This window comes from Candidatus Zixiibacteriota bacterium (genome assembly GCA_040752595.1).
GTDB lineage: Bacteria > Zixibacteria > MSB-5A5 > WJJR01 > WJJR01 > JACQFV01.
Genome location: JBFMGX010000012.1, coordinates 1 through 12,210 on the forward strand (window position 1 = coordinate 1; position 12,210 = coordinate 12,210).

At 61.7% G+C, this 12,210-nt stretch carries 9 protein-coding genes and 1 tRNA gene; 4 read left to right on the forward strand and 6 right to left on the reverse strand.

Annotated elements, in window-relative coordinates; all coding sequences use genetic code 11:
- Together AB1792_04430 and AB1792_04435 are read left to right on the forward strand one after the other, a co-directional pair.
- A partial coding sequence (locus tag AB1792_04430) for a hypothetical protein (GenBank protein ID MEW5701458.1) occupies window positions 1–401 on the forward strand: 401 nt, incomplete at its 5' end.
- A 14-nt stretch (window positions 402–415) separates the two neighbouring features.
- Window positions 416–1,306 carry a DNA-formamidopyrimidine glycosylase family protein gene (locus tag AB1792_04435; GenBank protein ID MEW5701459.1) on the forward strand — a complete coding sequence of 297 codons (891 nt, stop codon included), beginning with the start codon at window positions 416–418 and terminating at the stop codon, window positions 1,304–1,306.
- A gap of 155 nt (window positions 1,307–1,461) precedes the next feature.
- Here AB1792_04435 and AB1792_04440 read toward each other — a convergent pair whose 3' ends face one another.
- The 6 genes from AB1792_04440 to uvrA form a co-directional block, all read right to left on the reverse strand.
- Complete coding sequence (locus AB1792_04440; protein ID MEW5701460.1) at window positions 1,462–1,740, reverse strand: GIY-YIG nuclease family protein; 279 nt, start codon at window positions 1,738–1,740, stop codon at window positions 1,462–1,464.
- Between the two features lie 51 nt (window positions 1,741–1,791).
- Window positions 1,792–1,878, reverse strand: a tRNA-Ser gene (locus tag AB1792_04445).
- Between the two features lie 90 nt (window positions 1,879–1,968).
- Entirely contained in the window at window positions 1,969–2,703 is a 735-nt protein-coding gene (locus tag AB1792_04450) for a 2-phosphosulfolactate phosphatase (protein MEW5701461.1), read from the reverse strand.
- A gap of 88 nt (window positions 2,704–2,791) precedes the next feature.
- A complete protein-coding gene (gene gcvT, locus AB1792_04455; protein ID MEW5701462.1) occupies window positions 2,792–3,904 on the reverse strand; it encodes a glycine cleavage system aminomethyltransferase GcvT in 1,113 nt (370 codons plus the stop codon).
- Window positions 3,905–3,943: 39 nt separating this feature from the next.
- Window positions 3,944–5,872: an aconitate hydratase gene (locus AB1792_04460; protein ID MEW5701463.1), complete on the reverse strand. Its 1,929-nt coding sequence runs from the start codon at window positions 5,870–5,872 to the stop codon at window positions 3,944–3,946.
- Window positions 5,873–5,937: 65 nt separating this feature from the next.
- The gene (uvrA, locus tag AB1792_04465) at window positions 5,938–8,832 is read right to left on the reverse strand and encodes an excinuclease ABC subunit UvrA (GenBank protein MEW5701464.1); all 2,895 of its coding nucleotides are present in this window, start codon (window positions 8,830–8,832) and stop codon (window positions 5,938–5,940) included.
- 498 nt (window positions 8,833–9,330) lie between these two features.
- On the opposite strand from uvrA, the gene AB1792_04470 reads away from it, so the two are divergent.
- Together AB1792_04470 and AB1792_04475 are read left to right on the forward strand one after the other, a co-directional pair.
- Window positions 9,331–10,845 carry an outer membrane protein transport protein gene (locus tag AB1792_04470; GenBank protein MEW5701465.1) on the forward strand — a complete coding sequence of 505 codons (1,515 nt, stop codon included), beginning with the start codon at window positions 9,331–9,333 and terminating at the stop codon, window positions 10,843–10,845.
- A 17-nt stretch (window positions 10,846–10,862) separates the two neighbouring features.
- A complete protein-coding gene (locus tag AB1792_04475; protein ID MEW5701466.1) occupies window positions 10,863–12,200 on the forward strand; it encodes an alpha/beta hydrolase-fold protein in 1,338 nt (445 codons plus the stop codon).
- Window positions 12,201–12,210: the final 10 nt, after the last annotated feature.

Sequence of the window (12,210 nt, forward strand, 5' to 3'; positions counted from 1 at the left end):
CGGTGACGCGCGAAACCTGGGACGACAACAACTTCCTTCCGCAGGATTATGCCGTCAATCCCGTGCGCGCTCTGCGCCTTTGGCGTGAAGCCGCCCGACCGCCGCTGCATGTATGGGTCCGCTATCTGTGCGAGTTCAATTCTCAGGAACTGTGCCCGACGCTGGATTCGCTGACGGTCCCCACGCTGGTCCTCAAACCTGGATTGGAAGGGCTTTGGTACGAGGCCGGGCAGAATTACATGCGCGACACCTATTGCCAGGCCAGTTGGGATGGCTGCGGGACGGACAATCCGATGCTCACGATCAAGACTATCCCCGACTCGCGTGTGTGCATGTGGTTTGACCAGCCCGTAAAGGTCAATGCCGTAATCGATTCGTTCTTGAAAGGGCAGGGGATGTAAGGCGAGATTGCCGTGTGCCCGAACTTCCCGACATCGTCATCTACCTGGAGGCCCTGCGATCCCGCATCCTTGGGAAGCCAGTTGAGCGGATCGACATCCGCAATCCGTTCGTCCTGCGGACCGTCGATCCGCCGATTGCCGCGGCCCAAGGGACACGCGTCATTGAGCTGCGGCGCGTCGGCAAGCGCATCGTCCTTGGGTTGGACCGCGGCCTGTTCCTCGTGATTCATTTGATGATTGCCGGGCGCCTGCACTGGCGCCCGCCCGGGGGCAAACCGGTCGGTGGCAAGTTGACTCAGGCCGCCTTTCACTTTCCCAATGGCGCTCTCTTACTCACCGAGGCCGGAACCAAACGTCGGGCCTCGATCCATGTGATCTCCGGCGAGCACAATCTGAGCGCCTTCGCACGCGGTGGTCTGGAGGTACAAGAGACGACGATGGTGGAGTTCGCCGCACGGCTGCGTTCCGAAAACCGCACGCTGAAACGCGCCCTCACCGATCCACGTCTGGTCAGCGGCATCGGCAATTCCTATTCCGATGAAATCCTGCATCGTGCCCGTCTGTCGCCGCTGGCGCTCACAGGCAAACTCTCAGATGATGAGATCGACCGACTGTTTGCGGCCGCGCGTGATACTCTGGACGAATGGACGGCCCGTCTGCGCGCCGAAGCGGGCGACGGCTTTCCGGAGCACGTGACCGCCTTTCGCGAGGGCATGGCGGTGCATGGGCGATTCGGCCATCCCTGTCCGGTCTGCGGCGCGCCGGTGCAGCGCATTCGCTACGCCGACAACGAAACCAACTACTGCGCCCGTTGCCAGACCGGCGGTCGCCTCCTCGCCGACCGTGCCCTGTCTCGCCTGCTAAAATCCGATTGGCCCAAGTCGGTCGATGATCTGGATGCGTGACCGGTGCTGCCCTGCTTGGCATGTGCCGGTCAGTCCCGGGTGAACCCTTCGACTCGTTCCGCCGAAGGCGGAACTCGCTCAGGGCAAGCGGAGAGGCCGGGATTCGTTTATCCCGAGCGGAGTCGAGGGATTTATCCCGAGCGGAGTCGAGGGATTTATCCCGAGCGGAGTCGAGGGAAACCCGCAACGAGTTTCTCCTTCTTCTCTCTGGTCCAGCGCTTCAATTGAGCTTCGCGCCGCCGGGCGCCGTTTTGGTCTGAGTGGATCTCCGAGTACAACAGGACGACCGGTCGTCGCTGGGCCGTGTACTGGGCACCTTTGTCAGCGTTGTGCTTTCTAATGCGTGCGTCGAGGTCGTCGGTTATGCCGGTATAGATTGACCCGTCGGAGCATCGGACGAGATAGACAAACCAAGGTCTGTGTGCTGAGGGCACCTATCGACCCTTCGACTCGTTCCGCCGAAGGCGGAACTCGCTCAGGGCAAGCGGAGAGGCCGGGATTCGAACCCGGGAACGAGTTTCCCCGTTAACTGCTTAGCAGGCAGCTGCCTTCGGCCGCTCGGCCACCTCTCCTGAAGTCCCTGACCCGGCAGACAGCAGGGCGCCGGTCTACCGAGTCGCGACAACATACGATTCTCACATGCCGGTTGCCAACCGATTCCGTCAGTCGAGAGCCAGCCGCCCGTCACGTAGCACTGGAACAACCGGAACCGAGTCCACCGCCGCGCAGACAGAAAGGTCGCCCCCGAACCCCAGCCCAATGAGGTACTTCCCATGCTCGGATTGCCACAACGGCATCGCCGGATCGGAACGGAAGCGGTCCCAGAGAATCTGCGCCGTCAGGGCGCCATCATTGACCAGTTCAACGTCCGCATCGAGCTCCCACAACCGGGAAATTAGTGCCCCAGCGCCGACCGCGTCCTCCAGGGCGAACTGTCCCAGCTTTCCCGAGCAGACAATCAACGTCGGTAGATTCACTGCCGCGATCTTCTCGGCCGCCGCCGAGAGATTGACCAACCCGCCGATCAAAACCTCGACACCCGGGGGCGCAGCGGCAATCGCTTGGGAGCCGTTGGTCGAGGAAAAGACCAGGCGTCGACCGGACACCGTCTCGCGCGTGTATTCCGACGGCGAGTTCCCCAGGTCGAATCCGGGGAGCTTCCGCCCGCCGCGTTCGCCGCACAGCAACGTGTCACTGTCCGCCGCATTCGACTTGAAAGTTCGGGCAGTCTCGACATTGGCGACCGGAATGATCTCCTGCGCGCCATTCGACAATGCCGTGCACAGCACGGTGGAGGCGCGCAGGATGTCGACCACGACACAGCACCCGAGCGCCGGGCCGAACATGGCGATGTCGGCGGCACGCGAACCGGGGGAGAGGGAGACGGCGATGTGCACGTGTTCTCTGAGTGCCCCACCCGAAGGGTGGGTTTTCAGTTCCCGGCAAGGCCATCCCACCCTGCGGGTGGGGCACTACGATTCCTCGTCACTTGTGGCTCGTGTTCTTTACAAATGGCGGCTTTGTCACCGTCGCGGGTGCTCCCTGCTCCCGAATGACAACATCGATCTTCGTGCCCGGCTGCGTGTATTCCGTGGCGACATACCCGAGGCCGATTCCCTTGTCCAATGACGGCGACTGCGTCCCGGATGTGACGCTCCCCACGCGGGTGCCGTTCACGCGGATTTCGCACCCCGGACGCGGGATGGCGCGCTCGTCCATGATGAATGCGCTCAATCGACGTTTCGCGCCCTGCTGCTTTATCGCCACCACGTGAGACTTGCCGATGAAGTCATACGGCTTGTCGGGCTTGACCACCCATCCCAATCCGGCTTCGATCGGATTGGTCGTGTCGTCGATGTCCTTGCCATAGAGGGCGTATTTCATTTCCAAACGCAGCGTGTCGCGCGCCCCGAGTCCGACGGGGACGATCCCGTACTCGGTCCCGGCGGCCATCGCCGCCTCCCAGCAACTGACCGCCAGATCGTTGGGCAGGTAGATTTCGAATCCATCCTCTCCCGTGTACCCGGTGCGTGAGAAGACGATCCGTTTCCCGGCCACAGTTCCCTCGGCGGCATGGTAATAGGCGATCTCATCGAGATTGTAGTTGACGAGTTGTCGCATCACCGCTTCCGCCTTGGGACCCTGGATGGCGACCAGCGCGGTCTCGTCGGAACGATTCGCCAGTTGCACTCCGGCCGGGCAGTGCGAGGACAGCCAAGCGAAGTCCTTCTCAATGTTGGCGGCGTTGACCACAAGAAGCGCGCGATCGGGAAGATGGTAGATCAACAGGTCATCCACGATCCCGCCCTCCGGGCTCATCATCACCGAGTACTGTGCCTGATAAGTGGCCAGCGAAGAAACATCGTTCGTTGTCATCTTCTCCAGGAACTCCAGCATTCCCGGGCCGCGGACCTCGAATTCCCCCATGTGTGACAGGTCAAACAACCCGACGGAGGTGCGGACTGCGCGGTGCTCGGGGATAATGCCGGAATACTGGATCGGCATGCGGTACCCGGCGAAGGGAACCATGCGCGCCCCGAGCGCGATGTGTTGGGCGGTCAGCGGCGTGTCCTTCACGGGTGCGGATGTGGTTTCCATGCGGCTCTCTCTACTCCTCTTGGTTCCCGATGTATTCTCTCAAGCGTGAGCCCGGGTGTAATTCAACAGCCCGCCGGCGGTGAGGACGGCCCGGTTGAACGGCGTCAGGTCATAGGTCAGTTCGAATATTGTGCCCTTGGTGCGATTGCGCGCCTGCAGATTCTGGCCCGACTTGATGCGCTCGACCACGTCCTCGATCTCGATCTGATCGCCGGCCTCGACCTTGTCATAGTCCACGGGATTGACAAAGGTCAGGGGCGGTATACCGAAGTTGACGAGATTGGCATGGTGGATGCGCGCGAACGACTTCGTAATCACTGCCTTGACGCCCAGATACATCGGCGCCAGCGCGGCATGTTCGCGCGAGGATCCCTGCCCGTAGTTGTCGCCCCCGATGATCAGCCCGCCGCCCTTCTCTTTCGCACGCTTGGGAAAGTCGGGATCGACCCGCACAAAGACAAACTCGGAAATCGCCGGGACATTGGAGCGCAGAGGCAGCACCTTGGCCCCGGCCGGCATGATATGATCGGTCGTGATGTTGTCGCCGACTTTGAGGAGAACCTCGCCGGTGATCCGCGGAGGCAACTGTGTCTGCTGCGGCAGAGGTTTGATGTTCGGCCCCCGGCGAATTGTGACCGACTTGCGATCGGCAGGCGGCTTAAGGATCAGGGCGTCATCGATCGGGATGGCATCCGGAAGCGTGATCACCGGCGGTTCCTTGGCGAACGTCCTTGGATCGGTGATCGTGCCGGTCAGGGCGCAGACAGCGCAGACTTGCGGCGACGCAAGATACACCTTGGCGTCCTTGGTCCCCGAACGGCCCTCGAAGTTGCGGTTGAAACTGCGGATCGACACGGCCCCCGAGGGGGGGGCCTGTCCCATGCCGATGCACGGTCCGCAGGCCGATTCCAGAATGCGCGACCCGGCCGCGATCATGTCGGTCAGCCCGCCGAGTTGCGACACCGCCGTGAAGACCTGCCGTGAGCCGGGTGTGACCGTCAGATTGACGTCGGGATGGACATGCTTCCCCTTCAAGATCGCGGCTGTCACCAGCAGATCATATAATGAAGAGTTGGTGCACGAGCCGACGCACACTTGATCGACCTTCAATCCGGCCACCTCGCGCACCGGCACGACCTTGTCCGGCGCGTGTGGCTGCGCGATCATCGGCTCCAATGCCGACAAATCGATGGTGATCGCCTGGTCATAAGTTGCATCGGGATCGGCCGCCAGCGGTCGGTAGTCCGGCTCGCGCCTTTGCATCGCCAGGTAACGACGCGTGTTCTCATCGGCGGGGAAGATCGAGGTCGTGGCACCCAGTTCGGCGCCCATGTTGGTGATCGTGGCCCGCTCGGGGACGGTCAGGGATTTGACCCCATCGCCGGCGTACTCAAAGATCTTGCCCACGCCGCCTTTGACGGTGAGCTGGCGCAGTATTTCCAGAATGATATCTTTCGCCGCCACCCATGGATTGAGCTTACCCTTCAGATTGACTCTGACGACTTTCGGCATCGTCAGATTGAAGGGACCTCCCGCCATCGCCACCGCCACATCCAGACCGCCCGCGCCAATCGCCAACATCCCCAGCCCGCCATTGGTCGGCGTGTGCGAGTCCGATCCCAACAGCGTCTTGCCGGGAGCGCCATACCGCTCCAGGTGTACTTGGTGGCAGATGCCGTTTCCCGGCCGGGAGAAATCGATCCCGTAGCGCGCGGCCACCGACTGGAGGTACTGATGATCGTCGGCGTTCTCGAAACCTGCCTGCAACATATTGTGGTCCACGTAGGAGACCGATTTCTCCGTCTTGACTTCATCGATCCCCATCGCCTCGAACTGCAGGTAGGCCATCGTCCCGGTGGCATCCTGCGTCAGCGTCTGGTCGATGCGGATTGCGATCGGCTCTCCGGGCACCAGCTTCCCTTCCAGCAGATGCGATGCGATGATCTTCTGAACCAGGTTTTGTCCCATCGTTTCACCCATCCTGTCTTGTGCGTCCACGCGTCCGCTTGCACGAACGTCTATTGCTGATGCTGCTATGCCGTTGCCGGTTCTGTCTCGGCTTCCACAGATCGATGTCGAGTTCGAGCCACCGACCCGCCGCGTTTCGAGCGGTCCAACTCACGACGTAAGAACCGCCCGGTATATGAGCGATCATCGCCGGCAACTTGCTCCGGAGTCCCGGCCGCCACCACCCAGCCGCCATCGTCGCCGCCCTCGGGTCCCAGGTCGATCACCCAGTCGGCGGTCTTGATGACATCCAGGTTGTGTTCGATCACGAGGACGGTGTTGCCGCGGTCGACCAACTCGTTCAGCACCCCCAGGAGCATCCGGATGTCTTCGAAGTGCAGCCCCGTGGTCGGCTCATCGAGGATGTACAATGTCTGCCCGGTGGCAACCTTCGAGAGCTCGGTGGACAGCTTGACGCGCTGCGCCTCCCCACCGGACAGCGTCGTCGCCTGTTGCCCGAGGTGAATGTACCCGAGCCCGACCCGCGAGAGTGTCAATAGTTTGCTCTTGATGCGTGGGATGTTGGCGAAGAACTCCAGCGCCTCGTCCACGGTCGAGTCCAGGACGTCGGCGATGCTCTTGCCTTTGTACAGGATCTCCAGCGTCTCGCGGTTGTACCGCTTTCCCTTGCACACCTCGCAGGGTACATACACGTCGGGGAGGAAGTGCATCTCGATCTTGATGATCCCGTCTCCTTCACACGCCTCGCAGCGTCCCCCTTTGACATTGAACGAGAACCGTCCCGGTTCGTACCCACGAATGCGCGCCTCCGGCAACTGCGCGAACAAATCACGGATGAAGGTGAAGACGCCGGTATAGGTCGCCGGGTTGGATCGTGGGGTCCGTCCGATCGGCGATTGGTCGATCGCGATCACTTTGTCGAGTTCCGCCAGCCCTTCGAGTCGCTCGTAGGGGAGAGAAGAATGCCGGGCATCGAAGAAGTGCTCGGCACAAATGCGGTAGAGTGTTTCGTTCACCAGCGTCGACTTTCCCGAACCGGAGACCCCGGTGATGCATGTGAGGACACCCATCGGAAAGTCGACCGTGATCTTCTTGAGGTTGTTTCCGGATGCGCCGACCAGTCGCAGCCGGCTGCCGTTGCCCCGGCGCCGTCGCCCCGGGACCGGGATCACCTTCCGTTGTGACAAATACTGCCCGGTCAGGGAGTTCTTGGCAGCTTTGATCTTGGCCGGTGGGCCGATGGCGACGATTTCACCGCCGTGCTTGCCGGCGCCCGGCCCGAGATCGACGACGAAATCGGCGGACTCGATCGTCTCCCGATCGTGCTCGACCACAATGACCGTGTTGCCCAAGTCTCGCAGACCGATCAACGTATCCAGCAGCCGACGGTTGTCCCGTTGATGCAGACCGATCGATGGCTCGTCCAGAATGTACAGAACCCCGACCAGACGCGAGCCGATCTGCGTGGCCAGACGGATCCGTTGCGCCTCGCCTCCCGACAGCGTTTGCGCGGGACGCCCCAGGGTCATGTAGTCGAGGCCGACATTCACCAGAAACCCCAGCCGTTCATTGACTTCCTTGAGAATCTGCTTGGCGATCTGCCGTTCGCGGGCGTTCAGGTTCAATTCGGCGAAAAACGCGGCCGCCTGTTTGGTGGACATCTGAACCACGTCGTGGATCGACTTGCCGCCGATCAGGACCGCCAACGCCTCGGGCTTCAGCCGCGCCCCCTTGCAGGCCGGGCAGGGCGTCATGCGCATGTATTGCTCGATCCATTGCCGGACGCCTTGGGATTCGGTCTGGCGGTAGCGCCGTTCGAGGTTGGGAATCACGCCCTCGAATTTGCCTGTGAACTCCCCTTTGCCTTTGCCGTTGCGATGCTCGTAACTGTAACGAAATTCCTTGCTCCCGGAGCCGTACAGGATGACTCGTTTGGCTTCTTTGGACAGGTCGCAAAACCGGGTCCGGAAATTGAAGTCGAAGTGCGCCGCGACCCCGCGGAGCATGAATTTGTACCAGTTGGCCGGGTCCTCGCCCCAAGGGGCAATCGCTCCCTCGAAGATGGAGCGCGTCGGATCCGGCACGACCAGGTCGGGGTCGATCTCCATCTTGTGGCCCAGCCCGCCGCATGTCGTGCAGGCACCGAAGGGCGAGTTGAAGGAGAACAGCCGCGGTGCGGGTTCCTCGAACGACAACCCGCAGTCGGGGCAGGCGGCCTCCTCTGAAAACACGGGCTCGCCGGCTCCCTGGATCGCCACACGGGCGGTACCACCGGCCAACTGCAGGGCGGTCTGCAGCGAATCGGCCAGCCGCGATTTGATCGTCGGGCCGGATAGCAGGCGATCGACGACGGCCTCGATCGTGTGCTTGACTTTCTTGTTCAGGGCCGGGGCTTCCTCGATCTCGAAGACCTCACCGTCGATGCGAACCCGGACCAGACCCTTCTTTTTGATCTGTTCGAGGACTTCCCTATGCTCTCCCTTCCGCCCGGCCACCAAGGGAGACAGGATCATCAGGCGTGTCTTGGGGGGGAGGTCCATCAGATGATCGACCATCTGCGAGATGGTCTGTCGACGGATCGGCCGCCCGCAGCGATGGCAATGGGGGACCCCGATCCGGGCGAATAGAAGTCTCAAGTAGTCATAGATTTCCGTGACTGTGCCGACCGTGGACCTTGGGTTGCGTGCCGAAGAGCGCTGTTCGATGGAGATCGCCGGGGAGAGGCCGTCGATGAAGTCGACATCGGGCTTTTCCATCAGCCCCAAGAACTGCCGGGCGTACGCGGACAAGGACTCCACATAGCGGCGTTGCCCCTCAGCGTAGATCGTGTCGAATGCCAACGACGACTTCCCCGACCCCGATAACCCCGTGATAACCACCAGCTTATCACGCGGGATCCGCAGTGTCAGGTCGCGCAGGTTGTGCTCCCTTGCCCCCTTAATGTGGATGAAACCAGACATTACTCAAAGATCTCCGCAAGCATCTCCCGCATAGACACGAACGGTTTGTGTCGGCTCCTCCCTAGGTTCGGAACCACTCGTAAGCGCCCGCAAGGGGTGTTTTGTCGAGCCAGAGATCATCATGCAGGGGTCGCCGTCTTATCATCCCAAACAGGTCAAGTTAGTCTAACACTACCACGCGAGCAATCGTTTCCGTGCACAGAAACGCCGGAGCGCGGGAATACTGACGCACGCCGGCGGTAGAAGACGTGGCGATGGGTATCGAGGCGCAGGTGGGATGATCGATCGAGCAGATCAGGCGCAATCAGTATCGTCGGGCAACGGGCCGGTTGCCTGGATGGGTGTCAGATGTTGCCATAAGTCACAGCGCTGAGGGCAGAAAGCGTTTGACCGTGTCACGGGAGGGTTTTTAGATTGCGGTTTGTCTTTTCGGCGGCGACTCGACCGGATTTGTCCGGGCGCCGGCCGCGCAGACAACCCTTAACGCGGAGTGGAGCATTGTACTTCGGAACAGGATTTCGTCGGCGGTGCCTCGGCCTCCTGCTGACCCTCGTGCTGGCGCTGGCGGCCAGTCTGACCACCACCGAGGCAAGGGCCGCGGGCTTCGCGACGGCCGGGATTGGGATCAAGGCACGCTCCATGGGTGGGGCGTTTCGTGGACTGGCCAATGACTGGAGCGCCGCATACTACAATCCGGCCGGCTTGGCTTGGCTGCACAAAGGGGAATTGAACGCGACACTCGGCACCTACAGCCCGCAAGTCACTTACACGCCGAACGTGACCGGCAGCGGCGTTGACCTCGGTTTCAATCAGGCCAACGGCCTCGAGCTCCATCCCCGTGACGACGTGTGGCCGCTTCCCTCGTTTGCCGTGGTCGCTCTCCCCAACTGGCGCGATGGATTGGCGGTGGGCGCGGCGGTCTATTGGCCCCACGACGTCAACTTCGGTTGGGATCTCTATCGCCAACCGGCGCAGTACAACAGCGATTTCCAGTTCCAGCATCAGAACTACCGAACGGACTTGGATGTTCTCGATGTCCACCCTGTGGTCGCCACGACGTTGGGCGACAAATTGGCCGTCGGCGTCGGCCTGTCGTTGACCGACGGCAGCGTGGTTCTGCGACGGGTCGAGTTCGTGCCGAATTCCCTTGGTTCGCCTTTCAATGTCTATCCGTACGATGACTTCGCCGGTGAGCTGCTGCTCAAAGGACGTGGCTTTGCCGTCGGTGCCAACGCCGGCGTGATGTGGAAGGCGTCGCCGACCCTCAGCGTCGGCTTCAGCTTCCAGCTCCCGACGACCATACCGGTCAGTGGAACGGGCACTCTGGACATGGCTTGGCCGATCAACCCCGCGATGGCGGATTCCCAGTTGAATATCGCCAATCAACAAACAGAAGAGCCATTGTTCGAGCGGACCCAGTACCTCGGCAACTACGATGAGGTTCGCAGTACTGATTGGCACCACACCGCCCCGTTCGACTTTGACCTGAAGCTGCCCGGCCAGGTGGGGGCTGGAATCGGCTGGAAGTCCTCGGAGCGCCTGACTTTGGCAGCCGATCTCGCCATCACGTTCTGGTCAGCGGTTGAATCATGGGACGTAACGTTCTCCGAGTCCGGGTTGCGTACGGGAACGGATAGTGTCGGCCATCCGACGGCGATCACCGGTGTGGCGGTCCCCTTCCATTGGAAGGATCAGATCCGGTTGTCCGCCGGAGCCGAGTACGCCGCCACGCCCAAGGTCATGGTGCGCGGTGGGATGTACTACGACGGCGGCGCGGCCGTCGACTCGACATTCTCGCCCAACTTCCCGGATGTCGGTGGGCGCGTGGGATTGACGGCAGGGGTCGCCTACTTGCTGGGAGAAAGCTGGGAGTTCGCCGCGGCTCAAGAGCTGGCCTTTGCCTCCGGGCGGACCGTTCCCGACCAGGGCACCGCCAACGGTGTGACGGCGTTTCCGGGTGACTATTCGTTGTCGCGTTTCGAAACTCTGTTCTCAATCTCGTACCGGTTCTGATCCGGAGGGAGTGAACAATGAGACTTGTACACTGGTCTACCCTGACTCTGGCCGCCGGCAGCATGTTGGCGCTCGGGTGCTCACAATCCGAGAACCCGCTGCGTCCCGATTCCTACAGCGCGACAAGAACCATGAGTCGGTCTTACGGTTTCACGGAGCAGCTCGGTCGCAACTCCCTGAAAGATCCCGACGCGCGCCAGATCGTCGTGGCGTGGGCTTCGGACGAGGATCCCAGTACCCCCCAGCAGCCGTTCCCGATTCTCTATCTGTTCCACGGATACGGCGGGGATGCATCCGAATTCGATCGGTATGGTCTGCAGACCCTGTTGGACGACATGTACGCCAAGGGTGAGATCGGGCGGATGATGGTCGTCACCGTCGATGCATCTGATCGTTTCGGAGGGTCCTTCTATCGGAACTCGGGCACGACGGGCGACTATGCGGATGTCATCGCGGAGTTGATGCGCCTCTCGGAGACGCCGGTCGGTTCGCAGTGGCGTTTCTACACGCAGGGGGGTCGCAACGCCCGCGCCATCTCAGGACATGGTATGGGCGGTTACGGTGCCATGCGCTATGCCATGGACCATCCCGACCTGTTCGCGTCGGTCTCCTCGATGTCCGGACCTCTGTCGCTGGGCAATCTCGATCAGAAGACCGGCGTCTGGGATGAGGACGATGGGCTGGTCACCCAGGTCTTCGCCGAGAACGGGATCACTGCACCGGACCCAGACACGTATGCCAAGATCTTCGCCGGGGCGGAACGCCCGCGGACCCGACTGTACCTGGCCATGGCGGCGGCATTCTCTCCGTATCCTCTGCGGCGATTCGACTCGGTGGGCCATTACATCTATGACATCATCATCGGCGGCTACCGCAAGAAGGACACGCTTTACCCCTATGATTTCTTCACCGCCATCCCGCGGGGGCCGCTGACGATCAAGTTCGATGGCGCCGACACCAGCGGGGCAGGGGTGGACATGCTCTTCGATTCGAACGGCGTGCTCAGTCCCGAGAGTTGGGCGCGCTGGCGGGACTCGGCCGACGTTAGGAGCGTCTTTCCGAGGTTACGTCAGGCCAACCCGGCGTTCTTCAGCGCCCTGTTCAACACGCAGGACACCAACGTCTACATCGACGTCGGTGATCAGGACGAATACGGCTACCTCGCACAGAACCGCGAGTTTCACGAGACTCTGAATGAGGCGGGGGTGAAGCACCGCTACACCGAGTACACTGGGTTTGCGGGTGTTCCGGCCGGACACTCGCAACTGGTCGCGGCGCGACTCCGTGAAGTCATCAAGTTCCACTCCGATCTCTTTGACAAGTACGGTGGGCGGCCACCGGCCCCGCCGCATTAATGCCTGCCGG